General features: G+C 67.7%; 25 protein-coding genes. 12 read left to right on the top strand and 13 right to left on the bottom strand.

Going from position 1 to position 25,865, the window contains the following annotated elements; genetic code table 11:
• Positions 1 to 4 precede the first annotated feature (4 nt).
• Both JNO54_RS04605 and JNO54_RS04600 read left to right on the top strand, forming a co-directional pair.
• The gene (locus JNO54_RS04605; RefSeq protein ID WP_204142837.1) at positions 5 to 475 is read left to right on the top strand and encodes an FAS1-like dehydratase domain-containing protein; all 471 of its coding nucleotides are present in this window, start codon (positions 5 to 7) and stop codon (positions 473 to 475) included.
• Positions 472 to 864: a MaoC family dehydratase gene (locus tag JNO54_RS04600; RefSeq protein WP_204142836.1), complete on the top strand. Its 393-nt coding sequence runs from the start codon at positions 472 to 474 to the stop codon at positions 862 to 864. Before JNO54_RS04605 ends, JNO54_RS04600 begins: the two co-directional genes overlap by 4 nt.
• On the opposite strand, the gene JNO54_RS04595 is transcribed toward JNO54_RS04600, so the two are convergent.
• From JNO54_RS04595 to JNO54_RS14920, 6 genes are all read right to left on the bottom strand, one after another.
• Positions 853 to 2,505: an AMP-binding protein gene (locus JNO54_RS04595; RefSeq protein ID WP_204142835.1), complete on the bottom strand. Its 1,653-nt coding sequence runs from the start codon at positions 2,503 to 2,505 to the stop codon at positions 853 to 855. The genes JNO54_RS04600 and JNO54_RS04595 overlap by 12 nt on opposite strands.
• Positions 2,506 to 2,614: 109 nt before the next feature.
• Complete coding sequence (locus JNO54_RS04590; protein WP_204142834.1) at positions 2,615 to 4,273, bottom strand: AMP-binding protein; 1,659 nt, start codon at positions 4,271 to 4,273, stop codon at positions 2,615 to 2,617.
• Positions 4,274 to 4,362: 89 nt separating this feature from the next.
• Positions 4,363 to 5,148 carry an enoyl-CoA hydratase/isomerase family protein gene (locus JNO54_RS04585; RefSeq protein ID WP_204142833.1) on the bottom strand — a complete coding sequence of 262 codons (786 nt, stop codon included), beginning with the start codon at positions 5,146 to 5,148 and terminating at the stop codon, positions 4,363 to 4,365.
• 44 nt (positions 5,149 to 5,192) lie between these two features.
• Positions 5,193 to 6,110: a quinone oxidoreductase family protein gene (locus tag JNO54_RS15140; protein WP_504739246.1), complete on the bottom strand. Its 918-nt coding sequence runs from the start codon at positions 6,108 to 6,110 to the stop codon at positions 5,193 to 5,195.
• Positions 6,111 to 6,244: 134 nt separating this feature from the next.
• Positions 6,245 to 7,408, bottom strand: a complete 1,164-nt coding sequence (locus tag JNO54_RS04575; RefSeq protein ID WP_204142831.1) for a LuxR C-terminal-related transcriptional regulator — start codon at positions 7,406 to 7,408, stop codon at positions 6,245 to 6,247.
• 69 nt (positions 7,409 to 7,477) lie between these two features.
• Positions 7,478 to 8,722 carry an acyl-CoA dehydrogenase family protein gene (locus JNO54_RS14920; RefSeq protein WP_204142830.1) on the bottom strand — a complete coding sequence of 415 codons (1,245 nt, stop codon included), beginning with the start codon at positions 8,720 to 8,722 and terminating at the stop codon, positions 7,478 to 7,480.
• Positions 8,723 to 8,869: 147 nt separating this feature from the next.
• Between JNO54_RS14920 and JNO54_RS04565 the strand changes: the two genes are divergently transcribed.
• Both JNO54_RS04565 and JNO54_RS04560 read left to right on the top strand, forming a co-directional pair.
• A complete protein-coding gene (locus JNO54_RS04565) occupies positions 8,870 to 9,355 on the top strand; it encodes a MaoC family dehydratase (protein ID WP_204142829.1) in 486 nt (161 codons plus the stop codon).
• Positions 9,355 to 10,344 carry an NADPH:quinone oxidoreductase family protein gene (locus tag JNO54_RS04560; protein ID WP_204142828.1) on the top strand — a complete coding sequence of 330 codons (990 nt, stop codon included), beginning with the start codon at positions 9,355 to 9,357 and terminating at the stop codon, positions 10,342 to 10,344. Before JNO54_RS04565 ends, JNO54_RS04560 begins: the two co-directional genes overlap by 1 nt.
• Positions 10,345 to 10,374: 30 nt before the next feature.
• Here the strand turns inward: JNO54_RS04560 and JNO54_RS04555 are convergent, their stop codons facing one another.
• Both JNO54_RS04555 and JNO54_RS04550 read right to left on the bottom strand, forming a co-directional pair.
• The gene (locus tag JNO54_RS04555; protein ID WP_204142827.1) at positions 10,375 to 12,033 is read right to left on the bottom strand and encodes a class I adenylate-forming enzyme family protein; all 1,659 of its coding nucleotides are present in this window, start codon (positions 12,031 to 12,033) and stop codon (positions 10,375 to 10,377) included.
• Positions 12,030 to 13,079, bottom strand: a complete 1,050-nt coding sequence (locus JNO54_RS04550) for a phosphotransferase family protein (RefSeq protein WP_204142826.1) — start codon at positions 13,077 to 13,079, stop codon at positions 12,030 to 12,032. The genes JNO54_RS04555 and JNO54_RS04550 overlap by 4 nt, the downstream gene beginning before the upstream one ends.
• A gap of 124 nt (positions 13,080 to 13,203) precedes the next feature.
• Between JNO54_RS04550 and JNO54_RS04545 the strand changes: the two genes are divergently transcribed.
• Complete coding sequence (locus JNO54_RS04545) at positions 13,204 to 13,983, top strand: SDR family NAD(P)-dependent oxidoreductase (RefSeq protein WP_204142825.1); 780 nt, start codon at positions 13,204 to 13,206, stop codon at positions 13,981 to 13,983.
• A gap of 4 nt (positions 13,984 to 13,987) precedes the next feature.
• On the opposite strand, the gene JNO54_RS04540 is transcribed toward JNO54_RS04545, so the two are convergent.
• Genes JNO54_RS04540 through JNO54_RS04525 form a run of 4 tightly spaced genes read right to left on the bottom strand, consistent with a single transcriptional unit; the run spans position 13,988 to position 18,065 of the window.
• Positions 13,988 to 15,001: an Rv3169 family protein gene (locus JNO54_RS04540; RefSeq protein ID WP_204142824.1), complete on the bottom strand. Its 1,014-nt coding sequence runs from the start codon at positions 14,999 to 15,001 to the stop codon at positions 13,988 to 13,990.
• 10 nt (positions 15,002 to 15,011) lie between these two features.
• Positions 15,012 to 16,034 carry an NADPH:quinone oxidoreductase family protein gene (locus tag JNO54_RS04535; RefSeq protein WP_204142823.1) on the bottom strand — a complete coding sequence of 341 codons (1,023 nt, stop codon included), beginning with the start codon at positions 16,032 to 16,034 and terminating at the stop codon, positions 15,012 to 15,014.
• 10 nt (positions 16,035 to 16,044) lie between these two features.
• Complete coding sequence (locus JNO54_RS04530; protein WP_204142822.1) at positions 16,045 to 16,755, bottom strand: SDR family oxidoreductase; 711 nt, start codon at positions 16,753 to 16,755, stop codon at positions 16,045 to 16,047.
• Positions 16,752 to 18,065: a PucR family transcriptional regulator gene (locus JNO54_RS04525; protein ID WP_204142821.1), complete on the bottom strand. Its 1,314-nt coding sequence runs from the start codon at positions 18,063 to 18,065 to the stop codon at positions 16,752 to 16,754. Before JNO54_RS04525 ends, JNO54_RS04530 begins: the two co-directional genes overlap by 4 nt.
• A 127-nt stretch (positions 18,066 to 18,192) precedes the next feature.
• Here JNO54_RS04525 and JNO54_RS04520 point away from each other — a divergent pair, with 127 nt between their 5' ends.
• The gene (locus JNO54_RS04520) at positions 18,193 to 19,071 is read left to right on the top strand and encodes an SDR family oxidoreductase (protein ID WP_204142820.1); all 879 of its coding nucleotides are present in this window, start codon (positions 18,193 to 18,195) and stop codon (positions 19,069 to 19,071) included.
• A gap of 2 nt (positions 19,072 to 19,073) precedes the next feature.
• Positions 19,074 to 19,916, top strand: coding sequence for a PaaI family thioesterase (locus tag JNO54_RS14915; protein ID WP_204142819.1), 843 nt, complete (start codon positions 19,074 to 19,076; stop codon positions 19,914 to 19,916).
• Between the two features lie 22 nt (positions 19,917 to 19,938).
• Here the strand turns inward: JNO54_RS14915 and menB are convergent, their stop codons facing one another.
• The gene (menB, locus tag JNO54_RS04510) at positions 19,939 to 20,799 is read right to left on the bottom strand and encodes a 1,4-dihydroxy-2-naphthoyl-CoA synthase (RefSeq protein ID WP_204142818.1); all 861 of its coding nucleotides are present in this window, start codon (positions 20,797 to 20,799) and stop codon (positions 19,939 to 19,941) included.
• Between the two features lie 249 nt (positions 20,800 to 21,048).
• On the opposite strand from menB, the gene JNO54_RS04505 reads away from it, so the two are divergent.
• The 5 genes from JNO54_RS04505 (at position 21,049) to JNO54_RS04485 (ending at position 25,861) form a co-directional block, all read left to right on the top strand.
• Entirely contained in the window at positions 21,049 to 21,630 is a 582-nt protein-coding gene (locus JNO54_RS04505; protein ID WP_204142817.1) for a TMEM165/GDT1 family protein, read from the top strand.
• Positions 21,614 to 22,396 carry a YwiC-like family protein gene (locus JNO54_RS04500; protein WP_307818062.1) on the top strand — a complete coding sequence of 261 codons (783 nt, stop codon included), beginning with the start codon at positions 21,614 to 21,616 and terminating at the stop codon, positions 22,394 to 22,396. The genes JNO54_RS04505 and JNO54_RS04500 overlap by 17 nt, the downstream gene beginning before the upstream one ends.
• Positions 22,397 to 22,523: 127 nt before the next feature.
• Positions 22,524 to 23,696, top strand: coding sequence for an o-succinylbenzoate--CoA ligase (gene menE, locus JNO54_RS04495; protein WP_307818061.1), 1,173 nt, complete (start codon positions 22,524 to 22,526; stop codon positions 23,694 to 23,696).
• 40 nt (positions 23,697 to 23,736) lie between these two features.
• Positions 23,737 to 24,609, top strand: coding sequence for a 1,4-dihydroxy-2-naphthoate polyprenyltransferase (locus JNO54_RS04490; RefSeq protein ID WP_204142815.1), 873 nt, complete (start codon positions 23,737 to 23,739; stop codon positions 24,607 to 24,609).
• Between the two features lie 22 nt (positions 24,610 to 24,631).
• Positions 24,632 to 25,861: a PQQ-dependent sugar dehydrogenase gene (locus JNO54_RS04485; protein WP_204142814.1), complete on the top strand. Its 1,230-nt coding sequence runs from the start codon at positions 24,632 to 24,634 to the stop codon at positions 25,859 to 25,861.
• The last annotated feature ends 4 nt before the right edge of the window (positions 25,862 to 25,865 follow it).

The following is a 25,865-nucleotide window of genomic DNA, read 5'->3' as shown; positions in this document are numbered from 1 at the left end:
TCCCATGACGCAGTCCTCGACCTCGTCATCGCCGAACGCAATCGTCGGTCGAGTCGTCGACACCGTGGCTATCGACGTCGAAGCAGGAAAGATCGGCGAGTTCGTACGAGCAACCAGGGTGTCGGATCCGGTGCATTCCCACCCCGAAGCCGCCGCTGCTGCCGGCCTGCAGGGCGTCGCCGCCACACCCACGCACGTCGTTGTTGCAGGCCACTGTCGCGACCCCCGTGCGTGGGTGGAAGCACTTGGTCTCGACATGCAGCGCGTGATTGTCGGATCTGTGTCCTGGGAGTACGTGAGGCCGCTCGTGGCTGGGGACCGCGTGAATGGCCGGCGCGTCGTCGTCAGGGACGAGCGGCGTGATGGGCGGACCGGCCCCATGCGCGTCATCACCATGGAGACAGACTGGCGCGACGCGTCAGGCGATCTCGCCGTCAGGCAGCGGGAAACCATCATCGAGCGAGGCACTACATGACCATCCTGACCTCAGGCGCGCAGATGCCGGAGCGCGAGTTCGGCCCGATCACCCAGACGGACATCGTCCGGTTTGCTGGCGCCGGAGGCGACTTCAATCCCTTGCACCACGACCCGGCGGCGGCGGCTTCGGCGGGTTTCGAGACACCCATCGCCCATGGCCAGTTCTCCGCCGCGGTGCTCTCCGGCGCAGTCGCCGACTGGGTTGGTATCACCAGGCTGTCTTACTTCGAGGCACGCTTCCGCGCCCCGGTCCCGATCGGCACCACCCTTTCCCTCACCGCTGAGGTCACCGAGGTCACCGACGGCGTCGCGACTTTGAGTGTCGCCGCCACTCGCGACGATGGCGCCGTAGCGGTGTCGGGGACCGCACGAGCGTCAGCTGGCTGAGTCGGCCTTGACCTTCTCGGCGATCTCGGCCCGAAGCAGGTGCTTCTGAATCTTGCCTGTGGCCGTCATCGGGAGCGCCTCGACGACCTCGAGCCGCTCAGGCAGCTTCTGGGTGGCAACCCCACGGAATCGCAGGTCCTCGTTGATCACTTCGAGCGTCGGTGCACTGGACACATCGACAGGCACGACATATAGACACACCTTCTCGCCGAGCCGCTCGTCTGGCATCGCTACGGCCGCGACCTGTGCGATGTCGTCCCGTGCTCCCACGTGGTCCTCGACCTCGCGTGCGGAGATGTTCATACCACCACGGATGATGATGTCCTTGCTGCGTCCCGTGACACGGACGAAGCCATCCTTGTCCATGACGCCGAGGTCGCCCGACTGGGAGTACCCGCTCGGCGTGAACATGGCTGCCGTGGCATCGGGGTCGTTGTAGTAGCCGAGCATGTGGCTCGCCCCCTTGTAGGCGATGTCGCCCTCCTCGCCGCGCGGCACCTCGTTGCCCAGAGGGTCCGTGATCTGCACGTCGGCGTCGGGCAGCGCCCGACCGTCGGACGTCACGGCTCGCTGGGGGTCATCGTCAACGGAGCACATCGTCGTGACGTAGTTCTCTGAGCGACCGAGCAGGCTAAGAACAGTCCCGCCCGTGAACATCTTCCGCGCCTTCTCCACGACACTCCCCGGGATCGGGGAACCGGCGCACACCCAGGCACGGAAGTGCGACACATCGTGACGGTCGGGGTCGTAGACGCCCAGGAGCATCTGCAGGAACGGGGTGGCGGTCACCGCACAGGTCACCTTGTGCTCAATCAGCGCATCCATCCCCGCCACAGGGTCCCACTTCTCGATGAACAGCGACGACGCGCCGTTGATGAGCGGTAGCAAGATCGAGGTGGCCATGCCCGTGCTGTGCGAGATCGGGGACGGTCCGAACTGAACGTCCTCCGAGGAGTACCTCAGCCCGACTGTCAGCTCCTTCGCCGCGGTCCGGGCCGTGTTGAAGGTGTGCACGCATCCCTTGGGCTTCGAGGTGGTGCCGGAGGTATAGACGATAAGGAAAGGCTCGTCCGGGTGGCGGTCGTCGCCGACCTCGACGGCGAGGGCGTCAGGCTCGCCGTTGACCTCCAGCGCCTCGAACGGCTCCGCACCCTCGACGCCGCCCCGCACGGCCCAGATCGTCTTGAGCTGAGGCAGCTCGGACTGCATCTGACGGAACATGTCCACATAAGCGAAGCCGCCAAAGTCGGCCATCGTGATCACCCGTGTCGCACCCGAGTGCGCCAGGAAATGCTTCACCTCGCTTCCCCGGTAGATCGGCATGATCGGGACCAGCACCGCTCCAGCACGGTTGATCGCCGCTGCGGCGACGACGAACTCGGTGATGTTGGGCAGCTGGACGGCTATGCGCTCTCCTGCATGGACGCCGGCTCTCCGCAACCCCGCGGCGATACGCAGCGCCCGATCACGGAGCTCCGCATAGGTCACCGACGTCGTGCTGTCGAACATGAAGGCCTTGTCCGGCCGCTCTCGCGCCTGCTCGCTGATGACATCGAAAAGGGTTGAGTCCTCCCACAGCCCTTTGGCCTTGTACGCGGCCACCTGCTCGGGGGTGTATCGATCGGTCACGGTGAGAGTCATAACGTCGCTCCTCGGCGCCATTGCCAGTTGGTTCGAGACCGAGCCTCGGTCTAATGGTCCAACCATATGGGGAAGCACGGCCGATGACAAGACTTCGCCATGACGGAACTCAGGCGCCCTGCTCCGCCTTGAGCTTCTCAGCGATCTCGGCGCGCAGCACGTGCTTCTGGATCTTGCCCGTCGCCGTCATCGGCAGCTCCTCGACGACCTCGAGGCGCTCGGGGACCTTGCGGATCGTCAACCCCTGCCCGAGGAGGTGCTCCTTGACGTGCTCGAGCGTCATCTGGTCGGACGGGTCAGAGCGCACGAGGTAGAGGCAGACCTTCTCCCCGAGCTTGGCGTCGGGCATGGCGACCGCTGCGCACGCCCGGACCCTGGACCACTGGGAGAGTAGGTCTTCGATCTGGCGGACAGAGATGTTCATGCCGCCGCGGATGACGATGTCCTTGGTCCGTCCGGTGACGCGGACGAACCCGTCCTCGTCCATGACGCCGAGGTCCCCGGAGCGGCTGAAGCCGTCGTCGGTGAAGAGCGCCTCCGTCTCGGTGGGGTTCTTGAGGTACTCGAGCATGTGCATCGCGCCGCGATAGGCGATGTCGCCCTCCTGCCCCCGGGGCACCTCCCGCCCCTCCCAGTCGATGATGCGAACCTCCTGCTGAGGAAGCGCGCAGCCGTCGCTGGTCAACGACTTCTCACGCGGGGTCTGTGTCGTACAGGTGGTCGTCGTGACGTTCTCGGAGCGTCCATACAGACTGAGCACCTTGACACCGGGCAGGGTCGATTCGGCCCTCTCGATGATCGCGGGGGGGATCGGAGAGCCGGCACAGATCCAGAGGCGCAGCGTCGAGAGGTCATGTGCGGAAGGGTCATAGGCGTCGAGCAGGGTCTGGAGGAACGTCGTGGCCGTGACGGCCACGGTGCACCCGTGCTCCCCGATCTGCACCGCTCCCTCGGCCGGGTCCCACTGCCCTTGGATGTGCGACTGGCCCCCGTGGACGAGGGGCAGCAGGAAGCTGGTGACCAACCCCGTCATGTGGGTCACCGGGGATGGGCCGAACTGCACGTCCTGCACCCCATAGTCGAAGGACTGCCCCAGCAGACGCGCACCGCAGCTCACGGTGTTGAAGGTGTGCACGCAACCCTTGGGCCGAGACGTGGTCCCGCTGCTGTAGATGATGAGCATGGGCTCATCGGGGCCGACTCCTGCGCCCAGATCGTCCTCACTCACGTCCCGATGCTGCTCGATGAGTGCCTCGAAAGAGTGCGGGCTCCTAGGCGCCTCGCCGCCTCGCACCACCACCACATGCTCAAGGCTGGGCACTTCGTCCTGAAGTGCGGTGAACATGCCGGCGTGGTCGTGGCCACGGTAGCGTCCGCAGGTGATCGCCAGCTTGACGTCGGCGTTCTCCAGGATGTAACTGACGTCGTCGCTGCGATAGATCGGCATGATCGGTACGAGGATGGCGCCGATGCGGCTCAGTGCCGCGACGACAACGCCGAACTCGACCCAGTTGGGGAGCTGGACGGCCACCCGGTCCCCAGGCTCCACGCCGAGCGCGCGTAGAGCCGCGCCGAACTTCATCGCCCCGTCGCGCAGACCCACGAAGGACAACGACTCGGCGTCGTCGGTAAGGAAGGACCGACTGCCGTACTTGTCGGCGCCGGCGAGCACAAAGTCCCACAGTCGCTCCGACGCCCACTGGCCGGTCCGGTAGAACTCGTTGATCTGCTCCTGCGAGTAGCGGTCGGTCACACCTGCCAGTGCCATCAGTGCTCCTGTCGTTCAGCGACCCTTTGTGACCGCCCTCCATCACAACAGTATTATGGTTGGACCAAAGAGGCAAGGCTCTACGGCGCTCATCGGCCCGACCACCGAGGCGCACGCTTCTCCCGAAAGGCGGCCACCCCTTCGCCGATGTCTGTGGTGGTGAAGGCCAACGCGAGCTGGCCGCGCAGCGACTCCAGCGCAGGCTCAAGGCCGAGGTCACGCGTGGCATCGAGTGCATCCTTGCCCATACGCATGAGGAGTGGCGACTTGCCTGCGAGGCGGGCTGCCCAGTCGGCAACCACTGCATCGAGGTTCGGCGCGGGTACCACTCGGTTGACGATGCCCAGGTCGAGCGCATCCTCGGCGCTGATCGTCTCCCCGAGCATCATCAGCTCGTTAGCGCGCATCCGAGGGACGTTGCGGTAGATCAACGCCGAGATCATGAAGGGGAACACCCCAACATTGATCTCAGGGCAGCCGAACCGCACGCCCTCGCGCGCGATGATGAGGTCACAGGCGAGAGCCAGACCGAAGGCGCCGGCGAGGACGTCGCCACCCGCCGAGCAGATCACCGGCTTGCCCAGCGAGCCCATGAGTCGGTAGAGGCGCGGGAATCGGTCTAGGCCTGCGTACTTCTCGATCGTGGGCGTGTCGCTCGCGAACGCCTTGAGGTCGCCTCCAGCGCTGAAGACCTTGTCGTGCGAGCTGGCGAGAACCACCACGCGGACGGAGTCATCGTCTCGAGCGGACCCGAGAGCAGCGAGCAGCTCATCGAGGAGTGCGTCGGACAGCGCGTTGCGGGTGGTTGGGGAATCGAGCGTCAATGTCGCGACACCCTCGGAGATGTCGACGCGTATCAGCGGCTGGTCAATCACAAGGACCTCCGTCGGCTAGGGCACTCAGGGACGAGATGTGCGGATCATGTGTGGTCGAGGACGATCTTCCCGATCGCTGAGCCGGACTCGAGAGCAGCGTGGGCTACCGCGGCGTCGTCGAGTCGGTGAACCTGGGCGATCGGGGGTGGGCGAAGCTCGCCTGCGGCGACGAGTGCGAGGAGGTCGCGCATGTCGCGAGGGGACCCCATCGTCGTCCCGATGAGCTCGTACTGACCGAAGTAGTAGGGCCGGATGTCGAGCGTGGCCTGCTCCGCCCGCGACGCGCCGAGCACGACCACGCGTCCGCCCGGCCGTGCCGCTGCGATGGCGTCCGACCATGCGCCGACCGAGTCCAGGACGACGTCGAATCCTGCCCCTCCTGGAGAGAGCTCCTTGGCCTGCTGCACCCAGTCCCCCTCGGTGTATAGCACGCCCCCCGCGGCACCGAGAGCCTCGGAGTGCTCGATCTTGGACGTGGATGAGGACGTGACACAGACGTGGGCGCCGACGGCCCCCCCGAGCATGACCGCCATGGTCGCTACGCCGCCGCCGGCGCCCAGCACGAGCAGCGACTCGCCACGAGAGAGTCGCCCGCGCCCGACCAGTGCGCGCTGCACCGTGACACCAACCAGAGGCAGCGCTGCCGCCTCGTGCCACGACCATCCGATCGGCCGGGGAAAGAGGCACTCTGGCGGGACGCTCACGGACTCAGCGCATGTCCCCCAGCAGTGGTCACCGAGGATCTCCCACCCCGGAGCCGGGGCGGCGTATCGATCGCCCCATCCGAGCGAGGGGAGGATGACCACTTCCTCGCCTGTGTCAGTGCGCACACCCGCGCCGTCGGCCCCGAGGACATGCGGCAGGGGTGAACGATACTGTCCCCGGCGCACGAGGACGTCGTGCCAGTTGAGCGCGCTCGCGCGAAGATCTACCCGGACCCAGCCGGGAGGCCCTGCTGGCATCGAGACATCCAGCGGTCGCAGGACCTCGGGTCCGCCGAACTCATCGAGAAGCACTGCACGCACGCTCCACCTCCTATTGGTCAGACCAAAATAGCACTCCCGAGGAAGGCGACCGGAGTGTCCGCTGTAGTGACCTACAGGGAGCCGAGGGTCAGGCGGATGTAATGGGCGATGGCCTCAGCACGGTTCTCGGCACCGAGCTTGCGGAGAACGTGCGTGACATGTGACTTGACAGTGTCACGGGAGATCGAGAGCTCGCCCGCTATGCGGTCGTTCGTCGCCCCGGTCGCCATGTGGCTCAGCACCTCGAGCTCTCGGGGGGTCAGTACCGAGGCCAGCTCACGGGTAGCAGCAGACCGGTCGGCAAGGGCTAAACCGGCGTCCGTACGCCTGGGGGCCACGTCCGCCCGACGCCGCAGCGCCATCTCGGTACTCTCGACCTCCTCGAGTGCCAGACTGACGTTCCGCAGCGCCTCGGCGATCCGGACGCGCTCGTGCTCCATCCTCCAGAGGAGCACCGCGCGCTCGTAGACGTAGTCGAAGGACCGAGCGAACTGGGTGATGATCTCCCGGTCCAACGGCGTGACATCTCGGTCGGCGTAGTCAGCGTGGATCAGTCCGACGACGTCGTCGGACGGAGCGAGTGGGACAGCGACGTAGGACCCCGACTGTCGCGATCCTGGGCGTGACGGACGAGCCTGGGCGAAAGGACGATCAACGCGTCCGTCCTCGTCGTCGGGGAAGACGATGACGGCCTGACGCTGCCCGACGCTCTCACCCTCACGGATCCGCCGGTCGAGGCGGATCTCCGGCGCCCGACGGAGCCAGTCGGCGAACCGTGCTTCTTCCGGGCGTACGCTACGAGCGTGCGACCGCCACGGACGCCAGGTGTCACCCTCGACGCGAGAGACGAGCACCCTGTCGAAGCCGCAGTGCTCGATGACTGCCTCCGGGATGCGCTGCAGGAGGACGTCGGGATCGGTCTCGCGACGCATCTCGACCAGGCCCTCGTCGAGCATCTCGAACCGACGTTGACGATCCTTGACGTGCCACTGACGCACGTCCCACCGAAGGGTGTGCGCATCGGACAGCAGGTGACTCACGCGCAGGACCTGGTGCGGATCGGGCTCCTCTGAGAGCTCGGCGAGCCAGGCCCGGCTCTGGGCGACCAGATAGGCGAGCTTGGCATCGATCTCCGGAAGGTCATCACCCCTGGTGACGGTGATCGGCCGCGAGAGGAAGGGGTGCGCCCGGGCGACCAGTTCTTGGACGCGGGCGTCAATGTCGTTGGTCGCCAAGGTTCACTCCTGCTCGTCCACGCTCAGGCGCCGGCGGAAGCGGCCGGCGACGGTCGTGGACAAACAGTCTCACGTCCTCGAGCTGCGGAAGTCGAACATCGAAGCAGCGATACGTCGCTTCTGGAGCTCGTCGGTGCCCTCGGTGATCCGGTAGCGACGGTGGTGCCGGTAGAGGTGCTCGAACTGCTTGTGGCGGGTATACCCGACTCCGCCATGGATCTGCATGGCGCGGTCCGCTGCCGTGCAGGCGAGCTGATTCGCCCTGAAGTTCACCATCGCCACGTTGGCGCTGACCCCCGTCTTGCCGACGTCGTCCATCATCGTCGCCGTCTTCTGGATCAGTGCCCTGATGAGCTCGGCCTCGGTCTGCAGCTCCACGAGTTGCCACTGGATGCCCTGGTGCTCGTGCAAGGGCTTGCCGAAGACCACCCGCTCTTGGGCGTATCGCACGGACTCGTTGATGCAGTACTGTGCGGCGCCCAGCGACGAGGCTGCTTGCCGGATCCGGTTCTCGTGGACGAAGAGCTGCGCAGTGTCGAGGCCGCGGCCCTCCTCACCGATAATGGCCGAGGACGGCACCCGGACGTTGTCGAGGTGCACCTCGCTGTGATCGCTCGGCATGTTGAACGTCCAGTGGTTGAACGGGACCGAGAAACCCGGCGCGTCCGTCGGGACGAGGAACGCGGTGATGCCTTCGGCCTTGCCGTGCTGACCGGAGGTGCGCGCAAAGACGATGTCCGTCTCAGAGCAGTCGACGAGGCTGTTGAACCGTTTGGCACCACTGATTACCCAATCGTCGCCATCCTTGACGGCGGTGGTCTCGATGTACGTCGCGTCGCTCCCGTGGCCGGGCTCGGTGAGACCGAACGCGATCTCGATCTCGCCCCGGATGAGCGGTTCGAGGTACTGCTCCTTCTGCTCAGCGGTGCCGAATGAGTGCAGGACAAGAGCGACCGGGAGATTAGCGACGACGGAGTGCTCATCCGCGTGGGGGAAGTGCAGGCCAGACCCCTTCGTGAGCAGGTGCTCCCGGATCGTCGCCATCGCAAGGTTCGTGCCGTCCTGGCCTCCAAGAGCCGAGGGCAAGGGGTAGCGGAAGAAGCCGGCGTCGTCGGAGATCCGACGCATTCGCTGCAGCAGGTCACGCCACTCCTGCTTAGGGAATCCGTCTCGCTCCCAGTCGGTACGCGCCCACTCTCGGCGGTGATCGAAGAAGTGAGGCTGCTCGGCTTCGAGCGGCTTGATCTGCTCGTCGATGAAGACGTCAAGGTCAGCGATGAACGTCTGCACGTCCTGCGGGATGGTCCAGTCCACGGGTTCCTCCTGGCGTTGGTTGCTGAGGTGGACGCTAGGGCGGGCAGCGACACTTGTCCGCTCCCCCCGGCCTCTGGACTGTTGACATCACCATCGGCTCACGCTCCGACACTGGCCACGAAATGGGAAGACCTGGAGAGTCGGGTCATGATCACGATCAGCGGGTTGGACGGCCTGAGGGCGAGCGCAGGAACACACCTGGGGATCTCGCGATGGCATGAGGTGACCCAGGAGGCGATCGATGCCTTTGCCCGGACCACAGGAGACCCTGTCCGGATCCACCTCGACCTCGATGCTGCACGTGATGCGGGATTCCCCGACACGATCGCCCATGGCCTCTACACGCTCTCCCTCGGCCCGGGCATGTTCGTCCAGCTCGTCGAGGTCGTGGACGTCGCCGTGGCACTCAACTACGGCTTTGACAAGGTGCGCTGGCTGACCCCGGTCGTCCGTGGCCAGCGGGTGCGCATGAGCGCCGAGATCGTCGACGCCAACGACGTCGACGGCGGGGTCCGTCTCCGGGTCCGTCAAACCTTCTTGGTTGAGGGTTCCGACTCTCCCGTGTGCGTCGCCGATGCCCTCCACGCGTGGTATGACGTGCCACCCACCCAGTCCCAGCTTCAGGAGGCATGATGCGCGCCATCGTCGTCGAGTCCCTCGAGGGTCCGGCCGCAGCCCGCCTGTTGGACGTCCCAGAGCCAGTGGGTGCGCACCCCCGGGCGGAGGGCCATCGGCTGCTCATCGACGTGCACGCCGCCGGGCTGTCGTTCATCGACCCGCTCCAGACCTGGGGCAAGTACCAGAACGGGGTGGCCGCGCCCTACACGGCCGGCAGCGAGTTCGCGGGCACCGTGATCGAGGCACCACACGGGGGTCGGTTCGCCCCGGGCGACCGGGTCGCCGGGATCACCTGGCAGGGCGCGCTCGCCGATCGGTGCCTGGCTCTGCCGGACTTCACGATCCACGTTCCTGAGGGTATGTCGTGGACTACGGCCGCAGCGCTGTACATGAACTACGCGACCGCCTGGTACGCCTACGATCGCGCGAGGGTCCAGCCCGGTGAGTACGTGCTCGTCCACGGCGCTGCCGGAGGCGTCGGCACAGCGGCTCTCGACCTGGCTGTCCCCTTCGGAGCCCGCGCGGTTGCAGTCGTCTCGTCCGAGGAGAAGGAGCAGTTCGCTCGACAGCTCGGAGCGGAGATCGTCGTGCGCTCCGGCGAGGGCTGGCTGGGACGCGTGCAGGAGGCAACCGGGGGCCGAGGGGTGCACGTCGTGCTCGACACCGTCGGCGGAGACATCTTCACCGACTCGCTACGTTCCCTCCGTCAGGGCGGACGGCTCGTCGTGATCGGCTTCGCGGGGGGCTCCATCCCGGAGGTCAAGGTGAACCGCCTGCTGCACCGAAACCTCACTGTCACCGGTATCACGATGGACAACATGGAGACCGAGCACCCCGGAACCCTCCTGCGGGTCGCGACCGCGATCGAGCGCCTCGCGGCCGAACGGCGCATCAACCCCCCAGTCGGAACCGTCTGGCCCCTCGAGCAGGCAGCCGAGGCGATGGCGTCCATGGCCGAGCGCAACGCTGTCGGCAAGGTCGTCGTGGCCGTCAAGGGCGCCTGACTTGCGACAGGACCCTCCTGCAGCGGTCCCTTAGCGGGCAAGATGCTCGCGTACTCGGTGCTTCTGGATCTTCCCTCCGACGGTCTGCGGGAGCTCGGTCATGATGACCACCTGCTTCGGGACCTCGAAGCCCGCGAGACGGTCCTTGGCGAAGGTGATGATCTCCTCTTCTGTGACCAAAGCGCCAGGATGCAGGGTGACGGCCGCTGTGACCCGCTCCCCCCACTTCTCATCCGGTAGGCCGACCACCGCGACCCGAGAAACCCCGGGGCACTCGACGAGAACGGTCTCCACCCGCAGGCTCGAGACATTCTCACCGCCTGACTTCACGATGTCCTTGTAGCGGTCGACCATGATCTGCGAGCCGTCGGACGTGTACTCGCAGCTGTCCCCGGAATGCAGCCAACCACCCCGCAGCGCCTCCTGCGTGGCTTCCTCGTCGCGGTAGTAACCCGAGGTGATGGCGGGGCTACGGTAGACAGCCTCTCCGGGAACTCCGACGGTGCCGACGAGAGTGCCGCCGTCGGGTCCTACGATCTGGGCCGCGAGCAACGGGGTGGGACGCCCGACATGGTTCACCCCACGCATGCTCTCGACAAACTTTTCCGGTTCGCGGTGCGGCCAGAAGCGGTAGCACGTCATGGACTCTGTCTGCCCGAAAACCTCAAGAAGCCGCACGTGCTCGCCGCAGATACCCCGGATATCGTCCTGCATGCGTGGATTGATCGTCCCCCACGCGAACATGACGACCGTCAGGCTCGAGAGGTCAGTCTTGGGGGGCCCAGCGAGCGCGCTGTCTACGAGGGCCTGGACCCATAGCGGAGAGCCTGCCCACACCGCTGTTGCCCGTGTCTCGGAGATCGCGTGGGCCAGCTGTGAGGCATCAGGCCGTCGACCGAGGACCAACGTACCGCCTGTCAGGAGCGGCGGGAGGATGTTGGAACTGAACCCGGTGTGAAAGATGATCGGCAAGAAGGTCGTCATAACGAGGTCGGTCTCAACATCCAACCCTCGTGTCAGCGACATCGCGTACGACCAGGCTGACAAGTAGGAGAAGGTGTGTGACGACATCGAGGCTTTCGGCATCGCCGTCGTCCCCGAGGTGAACGTCAGACACCAGATGTCATCCGCATGCAGGGGGATCTCAACGTCAGGCTCTGAGTCCGGATACCCGTGCACCCAGTCCCACCATCCGGGTATCCCGCCAGGCACCGAGCCGCCGAGCCCGATCTCGATCACCGCGCCGACGCCGGGAGAACTCCCCAGGGCATCCTGCGCAAGTTCGGAGAACTCCGCGTCCGCGACGACGAACGCTGGCTCGACATGCTGCTGGACCCATGCGAGGAGATCGCCGGTGAAGTTCGGATTGACGGGTACCGCGACGAGACCTGCCTTTGCTACCCCGATCATCGTGAGGACGGCTTCGATCGAGTTGTCGCAGTACAGAAGGACCCGAGAGCCACGCTCGAGACCCTGTGCAAGGAGCGCGTTCGCGACCCGATTCGCAAAGTCGTCAGCCTGGGCATAGGTCACCTGATGGAGCCGCTCACGCCCGTACGCCCCGCTCCAACCGATGAGCGCCACCTTGTCGGGCGTCGACCACCGAACTCGCTCGAAGACATCACCGATCACCATGCGGTTCCACCGGTCGTCGTTGCGACGTCCGTACAAAGAAGTGACGTCGATCATCTGCTCCAATCCTCCTCGTCCAGATATGTGTGGCCCCGTGCGATGACGCCGGGCAGGGATTCGGCAGCGAAGACGAGGCGCTCGGCAGGCACCTCCAGCCGCCGGTTGCGCTTCGCCAGCACCCCCACCGTGCTGGCGACCTTGTACGCCGCCAAGGCAAGGAACCACGGAAGATCAGTGGTGAGGGTCTCAATCCGAGCTCCGGCCTCGGCCGCATCTCCCAGGACGTCGAGGACCGTCGGCAGACCGGTCGCGGCGTACTGGTCAGCCTGGGGCCGATCGCGGTGGAACAGGTGAGGCGGGTCGAGGTGCATGAGGAGCCATGCCAGGTCTGCGCGCGGGTCGCCGACTGCCCAGATCTCCCAGTCGATGACCCCATTGAGCGACGCGTCCGTGAACATCATGTTCGCCAGCCGGTAGTCACCGTGATGCAGAGTCGGACGGAGCGGACGCGGGATGCGCGCCTCGAGCCGTTCGTAGAGCTCCGTATGACCCGGACAGATGTCGTCATCCACAGTGCTGAGGAGCCGCCTCCACCGCTCCAGCTCATCGGAAGGACCGACTGCGGGCTCTGAACCGGCGCCCAAAGCAGCCGGGGTGACCGATTGGAGCCCCATCAAGGCCTGGGTGGCCGTGCGATACCGCGCCCGGACGACCGCTGGGTCCGGCGCCTCGTCCCCAGCGATGTCCGTGCCAGGCTCGTACGACTGACCCCGGAGCATCTCCATGCCAAACATCGGAGGTTGCTCGCTGTCGTCTCTGACGAGGATCGCCGGCACGGGGACGTCGGTCTGCTCGGCTACCGCCGCCATCATCCGCGCCTGGCGAAGCACATCACGGTTCATCGTCGCCGGCAGGCCGACGGGAGCAACCTTGAGCACCATCCCGGTGGGGGCGTCGCTCCCAGGGGCGATGGAGACTCGGTAGGCCAGGCTCGAGACGCCAGCCGGCATACGCACGATCGACTCGACAGAGGCACCAGGCCACCGGTCACCCACCAAGGCACTGACGCGGCGATCCAGCGTCGTGACATCTAGCTCGGTCATGCCCCAACTCTGAGGCCATCGCGCCGCCGGCGACAGTCACTTGCCATCAGGAGCATGGGGAGACCCACAGCGGCGAGGACATGGACTTGTGCATCCATGGGGTCTCTCCGACCAGGCTGGTCCCATGAGCGACACTGACGTGACCATCCCCCTTCGCAACGACCTCACCGGGCGCGTCGCCGTGGTGACGGGAGCGAGCTCGGGTCTCGGCGTCGCGCACGCCGTCGGGCTGGCCCAGTGCGGCGCAGATGTCGTCGTCACCGGGCGACGGGCCGAGCGACTCGCCCAGACAGCACAGCGCGTAGAGGCGACCGGCCGACGCTGCCACATCGTCGTCGGGAGCGTGACTGATCTCGAGGACTGCGCACGGGTTGTCCAGGAGACGATGGAGACGTTCGGTCGCCTCGACATCCTGGTCAACAACGCCGGCGACGGGGGCGAATACCACGACGTTGTCGACGACCCACCCGAGCACTTCTCACGCACCGTCGAGCTCAACCTCCACGGTACGTACTGGATGATCCGGGAGGCGGCTCGGGTCATGCGTGCAGGTGGCTCCATCGTCAACGTCTCGAGTGTCATGGCGCTGACCACAGCCAAGATGCCGGCCGCCGCCTACAGTGCGAGCAAGGCGGCGGTCCTCGGCCTGACGCGCGACCTCGCTGCGCAGCTAGGGCCGAAGGGGATCCGGGTCAATGCCATCCTGCCCGGGGTCTTCCCCTCCGAGCAGACCGAGCACTACAGCGATCGGTATAAGGCCAAGGTCATCGAGGCTCGGATACCGATCGGACGGATCGGTGCGCCACAAGACGCCGCCGCAGTCGTCTGCTTCCTTGCGGGAGACGCCTCCGCGTACGTCACCGGCGTCTCCCTGCCGGTCGACGGCGGCGTGCTACTGACCTGACGAGTCATGCACTCGTCGGCCGGTACTCGTAGGAAGAGCTACGGGAGAGCGCGTACTCGAAGATCCCGCGCCCCTCCTGTCCTTCCCAGGTAAACCGGCAGTTGCGGTCGGTCAGGGCCGAGTCGACGGTGCGTGGGCTGACGGAGCCGTCGAGGGGATAGACGACGTACTCACTGTGGTCGCGACCTCGAGGCTTGCCGTGATGGCCCCCGTAGCCGGCAGCCGCCATCCATCCGCCACCGGCCGATCCGTCGCACCCGATGTCGTACGTGCGTCCGTCCTCCGTCTTGACGACAATCCGGCCTGAGACGAGGTCGAGGCCATCGGTGAACTCCAGATCGTGGGTGACGGCCACGATGTCATCGAGGGTGCCGTCCTCGTGCATGACCGCGCCCTCGAGCATGATCTGCTCGCCGGAGCGGCTCTCCACCATGAGGAAACCGACGGACCGGTCCGGGAACTGGGCCTGGAACCAGATGTGCAACCCTTGCCCACCCGACATCGTTCGGACGCCTCGGGAGCGGTCCCGTTGGCCGTACCAGCCGTCCACGGACTGCTCGATACCGTCGAGCGTGATCGTGCCCGAGTACCGGCCGGACTGGACGAGGTGATCGAACGAGGTCGTCTCCTGAGAGGTCGTCGCGACCTCAAGCGACTTCAGCCAGTACGGCGTCCGCGCCCGCCAGATGACGTCGACCTCAAGCCCTGTGTCATTGGGCCCGACAATGAGCCGCCACGCCTCGTTCGGCTCGCTGCACTCGAAGCGCATCGGGCCGGAGCCGGTCGCGTCGGTTGCCGACATCTCGGTGGAGAAGAGCACAGCGCGCTGCTCGGCGTCGGTCGTGACGAGGACGAAACCGTCGGCGACGTCCCTCTTGGGATAGACGCCGTAGCCGAGGATCACCGTTGGGGCGAGGTCGTCGACGGGGTGCATGTTGAACATGAACCGGTCGAAGAAGCGCTCAGGCATCTCGTCGGTGGGGCCGACAACAAGCGGGTCGTGGAAAGGGGAGGTCATGTGCGTGTCCTTAGAGGTGGTGATCGGGCCGGGAAGGGGATGAGTTGGGAGCCTTGACGCGGACGACGGCCTTGCCCATGATCCGTCGCTCGTCGATGGCACGAAGGGCGTCAACTGCCTCGTCGAGGGGAACGACCAGCCCGACGTGGGGTGAGACCTGTCCGGCGGAAGCCCACGCCTCGAGGTCTGCGGCCATGCGCACCGCGGTATCAGGATGGCGTTCGATCCACGGAGCCAACGCGACGCCGACGACGCTGAGGTCTCGGAGCAGCAGTCTGTTGACCTTGACCGTCGGGATCTCGCCAGCCGCAAACCCCACGACGGCGAGCCGGCCCCCGACGTCGAGGGAACGGAGGGAGTCGGTGAACCGGTCCCCGCCGACGGGGTCGATGACGACGTCGACGCCGAGACCGTCCGTGAGGTCCTTCACCTGGTCGACCCAGGTTCCGTCCGATCGAACGACATGCGTTGCCCCCATGTGACGCGCAACCTCCGCCTTCGCGTCGTCAGAGACCACCGCGATAGGCGAGGCCCCAAGGGCACGCAGGGCCTGGATCGCCGCGGTTCCGACGCCACCTGCAGCGCCATGGACAAGGACAGTCTCGCCGGCGGTGACCGCAGCTCGGCGACAGGCGAACCACGCCGTCGAGTAGTTGAGGGGGAACGCCGCCGCCGACTCGTCAGACATAGCCTCGGGGACGCGGAAGGTGTACTGCGGCAGTGCCAGCGCTCTCTCGGCCAGGGCGCCCCAGAGCGTCAGCCCGGCCACGCGGTCGCCCACCTGGAACCGCGATCCTGATGGGGCCTCGAGCACGGTACCCGCGACCTCGGCCCCGGCGACGTACGGCGGTTCCTGTCCGTGCTGGTACTCACCCCGCGTCTGCAGAACGTCGGGGAAGGCCACGCCCGCGGTGCGCACGTCGATGAGCAGGCGCTCGCCCTCCGCCCACTCATGGGCACCCTCTGGCTCCGGCACATCGTGCACGGCTCCCGCGGATGGGCCGGTGAGCTCTTGTATGACAAAGGCGCGCACGATGGGTACCTCAGGCCTTCCGGATGACAGAAGCGGTGACAGAACGGGTGTTGAGCCCGTCTCCCCGGTCGACGGTGAGGAGTTGCCCGGTGACGCTGCGTGCGGTGGGTGCAGCGAAGAAGGCGATAGCGTCCGCGATGTCCTCTGGCGCGACCATGCCGGCCGGCATGCTCTGCTGCCAGGACTCGACGATGTCCGCGGGCATCGACAGCACACCAGAGCTTGCGGTCATCCCTGGAAGCACCGCGTTGGCCGTGATCCCGAGGCCGACCGTCTCTGCCGCCACAGTCTTGACCATGCCGAGCAAGCCCGCCTTGGTCGTGCTGTAAGAGACCTGGCCCGGCAGACCGACGGTGCCGGCTGTGCTAGAGACGATGACCACGCGGCCGAACTGACGCTGCCGCATCCCGGCGAGGCATGCCTGGAGGACACGGAACGTCCCGGTGAGGTTGACGTCCAGGTCACGCTGCCACTGCTCCAAGTCCATCGTGTGGGCGGCACCAAAGACCGTGGTCAGGGCGGCGTTGCCCACGTAGACGTCGATGTCCGACAGGTCGGGCAGTGGGTCCCTGGCTATGTCGACGGTGTATGTGCACCCAGGGGTCCGGTCCATCGTCACCACGTCGAACCCGTCAGCGGTCAGGCGCTTGACAGTGGCCTGGCCGATGCCGCCCTCGCGGCCCGCTCCGGTCACCAGGGCTCGCAGCTTGCGCTCGGTCACGCGTGGCCTCCTTCAACGTTGGGTGAGGCCTCTGCTGCCGCCTCGACCCGCCGGTGGGAGGAGTCCTGCATCGCGGGGTGGCCATGGATCCGAAGGATGAGGAGCGCCAGCTGCAGGTCCAGCTGGGCGACTGACGAGGTCGGGTCAAGGCCAGTGAGGTGATGGACGCGCCCCAGCCGAAGCCGAACCGTGTTCTCGTGCACGGACAGGGCGGCTGCGGTGGCCCGTGCGCTGCGGTCGTGATCGAACCAGGTCTGCAGAGTCCGGAGGAGGTCCACGTGACCGCCCTGGAGGAGGGCACCAACCTTGGTGTCGACGTGCTGATGCAACACGGTGGAGTCGAGGTTCGCCAGAAACAGCCGCAGCGGACCCACGTCATCCAGGGCCAGCACCCTGGTGGATCCCGAGTTGCGGGACGCGCACAGCGCGACCTGATGAACCTCACGGTAGGCCCGAGGCAGCAGGCTCGGCTGGACGGGCTCGCCGACCCCGGCGACCGCGTCCGAGCCTTCGAGCTCGTCGATGAGATCCGTCACTGCATCGCGGATCCCAGAGGTCTGCTGCGGCCCCGGCACCCCCGCTTCCACCTCGACAAGAAGCATGAGGCCCTGTGATCCACGGGTGGCGATCACATCGAGCCCAAGACGCTGGGAGAGCGCGTGCTCCCATTCTGAGGGCCCTGAGCTCAGCCGGGGCTCATTGGTGCCCTGGATGAGGACGACGAGGATCCGCTCGACATCGACATCAACGCCGAGGTGGGAACCGGTGGCGCGGAGATCTTGCGCCGCGGCCGTGCCTCGGACAAGCTGTCGCGCGAGGTGGGACCGGGCGTCTGCGGCGAGCGCCGCTACACGCCGGTGCATGCGCATCTCTCCGGCCAGCCGCCGGCTCAGCAGGTCGAGCACCGCGCTGTCGTACGGCCCGAGGATGGCCCCCTTCTCCTGCACGGATACCCAACCCATCGCCTCATCACCGGGCCCACGCAGGACGCCCAACAGATGGCGCCGGGCAAGGGACGTCGCATGGCCGGCACCGAGCAGCAGGTGGCCGCGGACGGGGTCGCCCGCGGCGCGAAGGACGTCGAGCGAGGGGAAGACCGACGAGTCCCGTGGCGCACTCACAGCCACGCGGCCCTGGTCGTCGAAGAGCGCGACGGGCTTCCCAAGGAGTCGTTGAGCCATGGCCACGAGTCCCGCCAGGCCTGTAGCGCCGTCGAGGGCACGAACCGCTTCGAGCTCGGCGCGCAGAGCACGCACCTCGGATGCCTCCTGCGGAGCGAGCCGCCCCGCAGAAGCGCTCGTGATGTCCACCGCAGATGTCATTCTCGACCTCCTCGTCGACGACCCAACCAACGTACAATTATTGGACCAAAATGGCAACGACGTGCCAGGATCGTGACCTAGTCCCCGTGTCCACACTCCGCCCCTGGAGGCATCCATGTCGTACCAGTCCATCTACGCCCCCGGCCTCTTCGTCGGCCAGACCATCCTGGTCACGGGAGGGGGTAGCGGCATCGGCCGATGCACGGCCCACGAGCTTGCGCACCTTGGAGCGCGGGTGGTCATCACCGGCCGCAAGCAGGAAAAGCTCGACGCCGTCGTCGAGGAGATCACCGAGGACGGTGGCTCCGTGGCCTCACGCTCGTTCGACATCCGCGACGAGGAGAGCGCCGTGGCTGCCATCACGTCGATCCTCGAGGAGGAAGGCAAGATCGACGGGTTGATCAACAACGCCGGCGGTCAGTACAAGTCGGCCCTCGAAGACGTCTCGACGAAAGGCTTCGAGGCCGTCGTCCGAACCAACCTCACTGGCGGCTTCATCATGATGCGCGAGGTCTACAACCAGTGGATGAAGGACCACGGCGGGGCGATCGTCAACATCATCGCGGACATCTGGAACGGGTGGCCGGGCATGGGCCACTCCGGCGCCGGACGAGGCGGCATGCACACGCTCACGGAGACCGCGGCGTGCGAGTGGGCCGCGAGCGGAGTACGGGTGAACGCACTCGCGCCGGGCGGGATCGCCTCGAGCGGCTTCGACACCTACGATGATAAAGACGCCGCCTTCTTCCGCGAGCAGGCCATGCCCGTCATCCCGTTGCGGCGCTTCGGCACCGAGGCCGAGATTTCCGCCGGTCTGGTCTACCTCCTCTCCCCCGCAGCGGCCTACATCACCGGGACCACCCTCAGGATCGATGGCGGCACTCCGAACTGGCGCGGAGGCTGGCCCCTCGCCGGAGCCAACAACACCCCCGCGTATCGCGGCTTCCACCGCAGCACGGTCCCAGCGGTCCTTGACGGCACCTCTCTCGGCTGATCGTGCGCCAAGATCTGCCATCGTCACGTCGGCAGGATGTCGACATGACCAACGCCCCTGCGTCGAGCTACAGCTTCATCCGGACAGAGCCAGCTCGACGCATGCGTCTGCACGACCTTGACGTTCAGGGCGACCAGGTCCTGGGATCCATGGACATGGGCGAGTGGTGCCGCATCCACCGGCAGCCATCCGCAGGGGCCATCGGCGTGCTCGTCGACGAGACCGTGGGCTGGGCTCCTGTACCTCTGCGGCAGCCGGGCACCTGGCCGGTGACCACCGAGCTGAGCATCGACATCGTCGGCCCATTGCCGAGGACCGGGAAGATCACATGCCGGGCCCAGGCCTCGCCACCCCGCGGCAGGTCGCTGCACGCGACCGGTCTGGTGCAGGACGAAACGGGCGACGTGATCGCCGTAGCCACGACTCGCCTTCGGCTCATCGACAGCGAGGTACCAACGCCTCCCCCTGCGCACGCCACCCTGCCGCCCACACCCTCGGGAGACCTGCTGGCCCAGATGGGCGCGACGCTTTGCGACCACGACTCGATGTCCATCGCTGCTGGAAGCCAGATCGCGAACCCACTGGGTGTTGCGCATGGAGGCGTCATCCTGTCGGCGGTTGCCGTCCTCGGCCAGCACGTGCTCAGATCCAGGTCGTCAGAGCTGCTCATGAGCTCGGTCCACGCGGCCTACATCCGGGCGGTGCCCGTCGATGCGGTCATCACGGTGCAGGCAGAGGTCCTGCGATCCGGTCGCGCGATGGGAGTCACCCGGGTAGACGTCATCGACGCCCAGGGCAGACTCTGCGTCGCTGGCACCGTGACCGGGCACAACCCCAACAACTGAGGCAAGAGCAACGGGCCGCCCCTCATGGACGACGGGGGAACTTCTCGAACTCCGGTCGACGCTTCGCCTTGTACGCCTCGCGGCCCTCCTTGGCCTCGTCGGTCGAGTAGAAGAGCAGATTGGCGTCGTGCGCAAGCTGCTGGATCCCAGAGATCCCGTCTTCCGCCGCGTTGAACGAGGCCTTCATGAGTCGGAGGGCGAACGGCGACATCTGCATCATCTCGCGAGCCCAGGCGACCGTCTCCTGCTCGAGGTCTGCCACAGGGACGATCGTGTTGACCATCCCCATCTCCCGCGCTTCCTCGGCGTCGTACTGCCGGCAGAGGAACCAGATCTCCTTCGCCTTCTTGACTCCCACCATCTCGGCGAGCGCTCCGGCACCGAACCCGCCGTCGAAGGACCCGACCTTGGGGCCCACCTGCCCGAAGCGCGCGTTGTCGGCGGCGATCGTCAGGTCGCAGACGAGGTGGAGGACGTGCCCGCCACCGATCGCGTACCCAGCGACCATCGCGATGATCGGCTTGGGCGTACGGCGCATCTGGACATGAAGGTCGGTCACGTGGAAGCGGCCCACAGCACCCTGCTTACCGGGCTCAGTGAGGTATCCGCTATCACCGCGGACGCGCTGGTCTCCACCGGAGCAGAAGGCCTTCTCTCCTTGGCCCGTGAGGATGATGACCCCCACCGAGGTGTCCTCTCGAGCATCCTCGAGGGCGTGGCCGATCTCGATGAGCGTCTGCGGACGGAAGGCGTTGTGCACCTCGGGACGACAGATCGTGATCTTCGCAATCCCGTCCTCGCTGTGCTCGTAGGCGATGTCCTCAAACTCCAAGGATCCGGCGGCGGTCCAGGTGACAGGGGCGTACTCAGTCTGATGCGGCATACAGAGGAGTCTATGAGCGCCTGTATCCTGATCCCGATCGAGGGGGAGTAGTCCCTAACGGTCGTGTCGACATACTGTCGCCGAGCCTTCGGGTGAGGCGACCGGCACGGCCGGCCACGGTTCCCGTGGCGGACGAGACTTTCGACCAGCACGACGTGAGCGCACCGACCCCGGTGGGCTCACCCCTTCGTGCCTGGTCGAGTCGTCCTCCCAGCGGCCCGGCCGGGCGCCTGAGCAGAGAGCCAGACTGTGTACGCCTTCCTCCTGTCCACCGCGGTGATCTTCGTCGCCGAGCTCGGTGACAAGTCCCAGCTCATGGCGATGACCTTCGCCACTCGCTACCGCGCCCGCGATGTCATCCTCGCGATCACGGCCGCGACCGCGATCGTGCACCTCGCCTCCGTCGGCATCGGCTACTGGATCGGCACGGCCTTCGAGGAGTACCAGAACTGGATCGCCATCGGCGCCGGCATCGCCTTCCTCGTCTTCGGCGCGTGGACCCTGCGTGGCGACGAGCTGACCGAGGAGGAGGCGAGCAAGGCCCGCAAGGCGACCGGCACCGCGCTCCTCGCCGTCGGCACCGCCTTCTTCCTCGCCGAGCTCGGTGACAAGACGATGCTCGCGACGATCACGCTGGCCACCCAGGAGGGCTGGTTCGGCACGTGGATCGGCTCGACCGTCGGCATGGTCGCCGCCGACGCCCTCGCCATCGGCGTCGGCGCGGTCCTCGGCCGCAAGCTCCCGGAGAAGACGATCAAGATCGGCGCCGCCGTCCTCTTCTTCCTCTTCGGTCTCATCCTCATCGCCGAGGGACTTGGTTGGATTGGCTGACCGACGCAGGCGCGGACCCGGCTGGGTCCCGAACCAGCACGGAGCCTGGGCGATGCTCGTCGCCCCGCTCGTCCTCGGGGCGCTGCTCGCCGGCCGCCTCGACTGGCGCCACGTGCTGCTCCAGGTCTTCGTGCTCGTCGGGTACCTCGCGTTCTTCGCCACCGGTCTGTGGCTCAAGGCGCGCCGCCGGCCGCGGTACCTGCCGCCGGTGCGGGCGTACGTGCCGCTCGCCGCGGTCGTCGGGGTCGTCATGGCGCTCAGCGCGCCGCACCTGCTCCGGTGGGCACCGCTCTTCGTCGTACCGCTGGCGGTCGGCCTCTACGCGTCGGCGACCCGGGACGAGCGGAGCATCTGGTCGGGCCTGGCGACGACGGCCGGGGCGACCCTGCTCACGCCCGTCGCCTTCGACGTCCAGGGTGACTGGTCCGGGCAGAGGGCCGCGGTCTGGTGGGCGACGGCGGTCCTCGGCGGGTACCTCGCGGGCACGGTCTTCTACGTCAAGACGATGATCCGCGAGCGCGGGGCGAAGGGGTGGAGGCTCGCCTCGATCCTCTGGCACGTGCTCGTCGTGGGGCTGGTCGTCCTCGGACCGGCGATCGTCGGGATGTCGTGGGCGGCGGTTGCCGCAGTCCTCGTGGTCGCCGTCGTGCTGCTCGGGAGGGCGGCCGTCCTGCCGCGCTATCCCCTGTCCCCCAAGGTCGTCGGGATCATCGAGATCGTCCTGACCGTCTCGGTCGTCCTCAGCCTGTGGTTCGCGGTGCGCTGACCAGGAGGGCGTGCACGGACCGCTGTCTGGCCGTCGTCGCCACGGATATGCCGTGGCAACGACCTCAGGACCGCGACCTGTGCACACGCGACGACAGCTCCTACGCCCGATCGGCGAGACTGGGGCGGTGACCTACCCGATCACCGACCTGCCGATCGCCGCGGGTGAGGCGGCCCTCGACGCACTGCCCACGCTCGAGCGAGCCCTCGCCGGCGGCGCCCCCGTGCGCCCCTACGCGGCCGACGCCATCCCGGAGCCTCTGCCCGAGCACCCAGATCCGCTCCCCGACGACCTCGCCGTCGTCATCGGCACCTCGGGATCGACCGGCACCCCCAAGCTCGCGATGCTCGGCGCCCAGGCTCTCGCCGCGAGCGCCGCGGCCACCCACGACCGGCTCGGTGGGCCCGGCCAGTGGCTCCTCGCCCTGCCGCCCCACCACGTCGCCGGGCTCCAGGTCCTCCTGCGCTCCGTCCACGCGGGCACCCGGCCGGTCGTCACCGACCCCTCCCTCACCCCCTTCGCCCTCGTCGAGGCCGTCGCCGGCATGTCGGGCGAGCGTCGGTACGCCTCCCTCGTCCCCGCCCAGCTGGCCCAGCTCGCCGCCGACCCGGTGGGTCTCGAGGGGCTGCGACGGCTCGACGCCGTGCTCGTCGGTGGCGCCGCAGCCTCCCCCCAGGTCGTCGAGACCGCCCGCGGTGCGGGGGTGCGGGTCGTCCTCACCTACGGCATGAGCGAGACGTGCGGCGGCTGCGTCTACGACGGGCGCGCCCTGACCGGGGTCGACGTGGCCGTCGACGACGCGGGCACGCTCGTCCTCGGTGGCCCGGTCGTCGCCCACGGCTACTACGGCCGCCCCGACCTCACCGCGGCCCACTTCGTCGAGCGGGGCGGGCAGCGCTGGTTCCGCACGAGCGACCTCGGCTCGGTGGACGAGCGCGGCAAGGTGAGCGTCCTCGGCCGCGTCGACGACCTCATCAACTCCGGAGGCCTCAAGGTCGCGCCACGCCTCGTCGAGGAGGCCGTGCTCTCGTACGTCCCGGCGATCACCGAGGCGATCGCGGTCGGTGTCCCGCACGAGCGCTGGGGCGAAGGGGTGGCCCTCCTCGTCGTCACATCGCCCCACGGCCCGCCGGTCGGGCAGGTGCCGGAGGAAGGGGTCGCGCAGATCCGCGAGATGCTCCGCGCGCACCTGCCCGCGCACGCGCTCCCCCACCAGGTGCTCGTCACCGAGGCCCTGCCGACGCGCGGGCCCGGCAAGCCCGACCGGGCAGCGGCGGCACGGGCGTTCGCGGCTCCGTAGAATCACCGGGTACACCCCTTCGCCCTTTCGAAAGAGCCCCATGGCATCCCTCGCCCAGTGGGTCGCCGGCGCCCGCCCGCGCACCCTGCCCACCGCGATCGCCCCCGTCCTCGTCGGGACCGCCGCCGCCACGGCCATCGACGAACGCAAGACCTTCCTCGCGGTCCTGGCCGCCGTCGTCGCGGTGAGCCTGCAGATCGGCGTCAACTACGCGAACGACTACAGCGACGGCGTCCGCGGCACCGACGAGGAGCGGGTCGGCCCGATCCGCCTCGTGGGCCAGCGGCTGGCCAACCCCGAGAACGTCAAGCTCATGGCCTTCGGGTGGTTCGGCATCGGGGCGCTCGCGGGTCTCGCGCTCGTCGCCCTCGCGCAGACCTGGATCCTCGTCCCGCTCGGCATCCTCGCGATCGTCGCGGCCTGGCGCTACACCGGCGGCGACAACCCCTACGGCTACCGCGGGCTCGGCGAGGTCTACGTCTTCGTCTTCTTCGGGCTCATGGCCACCCTCGGGACGCTCTACACGCAGGCGCACGAGCTGACCGTCGTCGGGGTGCTCGGCGCCGTCGCCGCGGGGGCCCTGTCGAGCGCGATCCTCGTCGCCAACAACCTCCGCGACATCCCCACGGACTCCGTGACCGGCAAGCAGACCCTCGCCGTCCGGCTCGGCGACGGCGGGACCCGGACGCTCTACGTCGCGCTCGTCGGCGTCGCCGTCGGGTGCACGGTCGCGATGGCGATCTGGCACCCCTTCGCCCCCGTCGCGCTGCTCGGGCTGCTGATCCTCGTCCCTGGGCTCAAGGCCGTCATCGGTGGTGCGCAGGGGCGCGCGCTCATCCCCGCGCTCGCGTCCACCGGGCTCGCCGAGCTCGCCTGGGCGATCTTGCTCATCTGGCCGCTCGCCCGCGGCTGACCCTCCTTTGGGAGGATGGGTCATGGCCTCCCGAGCAGCCGCCCTCGTCGCCACCGCCGGTCTGTGCCTCGCCGGGTGCTCCGGCACCTCCGCGCCCGGACCCGACGAACCCGGCGCCACGAGCACGCCGAGCACCTCGAGCGGGCCCGCCGGGGGCCAAGGACTCTCGGTCGAGGTCGTCGCGGACGGGCTGAGCAACCCGTGGGACATCGGGTTCCTCGAGGACGGCGGCGCGGTCGTCACCGAGCGTGACGGACGGCTCTCCTACCTCCCTTCGCTCGACCCCGGGACCGAGCCGGTCGAGCTCGCCGCGGGTCTCGACGACGTCTATGCCCAGGGCGAAGGGGGGCTCATGGGTCTGGCGGTCCTCCCACCAGCCGAGGACGCCGGGGCCGGCTGGGACCAGCCGAAGGTCATCGTCTGCCTCAACCATGGCGAGGGTGAGCAGGCCGTGGACGTGCGCCTCGTCGAGCTCACCCTCGACGTCGACAACCGGCGGGCCACCCGCGACCGTGACCTCGTGACGGGCCTGCCGACCGCCGACAGCGGGAGGCACTCAGGGTGCCGCCCGACGCTCGGCGACGACGGGCTGCTCTACGTCGGCACCGGGGACTCAGCGGACCCCGCCGCACCCCAGGACCGAGGCAACCTCGGCGGCAAGGTCCTGCGCCTCGACCCGGCGACCGGCGAGGCCGCGGAGGGCAACCCCTTCGCCGATGCCGACGACGCCCGCGAGCAGCTCGTCTACTCCTACGGGCACCGCAACGTCCAGGGCGTCGCCGTCAGGCCCGGCACCGACGAGATCTGGACGGCCGAGCACGGACCCTCCTTCGACGACGAGGTCAACCTCATCACGGCCGGGGCCAACTACGGCTGGGACCCGGCTCAGGGCGGCGAGGAGAGCAGCTACGACGAGTCGGTGCCCATGACCGACACGGAGCGCTACCCCGACGCGGTCAAGGCGGCGTGGAGCTCCGGCGAGACGACCGAGGCGATCTGCGGGGCGGCCTTCCTCGAGGGCGAGGCGTGGGGCGAGCGCGAGGGGATGCTCGCGATCACGGCGCTCAAGGGCGCCAAGCTCCTGCTGCTGCGCCTCGACGGCGACTCGGTCACGCAGGTCGAGATCCCCGAGGACCTCGTCGACGAGCACGGTCGGCTGCGAGCCGCACGCACCGGCCCGGACGGGGCGCTCTACGTCACGACGAGCAACGGCGACGACGACAAGGTCCTGCGGATCACGCCCGCAGGCTGACCGG

It is taken from the genome of Janibacter endophyticus, from assembly GCF_016888335.1.
Lineage (GTDB): Bacteria > Actinomycetota > Actinomycetes > Actinomycetales > Dermatophilaceae > Marihabitans > Marihabitans endophyticum.
This window is presented reverse-complemented; position numbering and strand designations above follow the sequence as displayed.

Excerpts from the sequence above, each read along its gene's own strand:
- JNO54_RS04605 (WP_204142837.1), top strand. The coding sequence starts at position 5 with ATGACGCAGTCCTCGACCTCGTCATCGCCGAACGCAATCGTCGGTCGA.
- JNO54_RS04600 (WP_204142836.1), top strand. The coding sequence starts at position 472 with ATGACCATCCTGACCTCAGGCGCGCAGATGCCGGAGCGCGAGTTCGGC.
- JNO54_RS04595 (WP_204142835.1), bottom strand. The coding sequence starts at position 2,505 with ATGACTCTCACCGTGACCGATCGATACACCCCCGAGCAGGTGGCCGCG.
- JNO54_RS04590 (WP_204142834.1), bottom strand. The coding sequence starts at position 4,273 with ATGGCACTGGCAGGTGTGACCGACCGCTACTCGCAGGAGCAGATCAAC.
- JNO54_RS15140 (WP_504739246.1), bottom strand. The coding sequence starts at position 6,110 with ATGCCAGCAGGGCCTCCCGGCTGGGTCCGGGTAGATCTTCGCGCGAGC.
- JNO54_RS04565 (WP_204142829.1), top strand. The coding sequence starts at position 8,870 with ATGATCACGATCAGCGGGTTGGACGGCCTGAGGGCGAGCGCAGGAACA.
- JNO54_RS04560 (WP_204142828.1), top strand. The coding sequence starts at position 9,355 with ATGCGCGCCATCGTCGTCGAGTCCCTCGAGGGTCCGGCCGCAGCCCGC.
- JNO54_RS04555 (WP_204142827.1), bottom strand. The coding sequence starts at position 12,033 with ATGATCGACGTCACTTCTTTGTACGGACGTCGCAACGACGACCGGTGG.
- JNO54_RS04550 (WP_204142826.1), bottom strand. The coding sequence starts at position 13,079 with ATGACCGAGCTAGATGTCACGACGCTGGATCGCCGCGTCAGTGCCTTG.
- JNO54_RS04545 (WP_204142825.1), top strand. The coding sequence starts at position 13,204 with ATGAGCGACACTGACGTGACCATCCCCCTTCGCAACGACCTCACCGGG.
- JNO54_RS04540 (WP_204142824.1), bottom strand. The coding sequence starts at position 15,001 with ATGACCTCCCCTTTCCACGACCCGCTTGTTGTCGGCCCCACCGACGAG.
- JNO54_RS04520 (WP_204142820.1), top strand. The coding sequence starts at position 18,193 with ATGTCGTACCAGTCCATCTACGCCCCCGGCCTCTTCGTCGGCCAGACC.
- menB (WP_204142818.1), bottom strand. The coding sequence starts at position 20,799 with ATGCCGCATCAGACTGAGTACGCCCCTGTCACCTGGACCGCCGCCGGA.
- JNO54_RS04490 (WP_204142815.1), top strand. The coding sequence starts at position 23,737 with ATGGCATCCCTCGCCCAGTGGGTCGCCGGCGCCCGCCCGCGCACCCTG.
- JNO54_RS04485 (WP_204142814.1), top strand. The coding sequence starts at position 24,632 with ATGGCCTCCCGAGCAGCCGCCCTCGTCGCCACCGCCGGTCTGTGCCTC.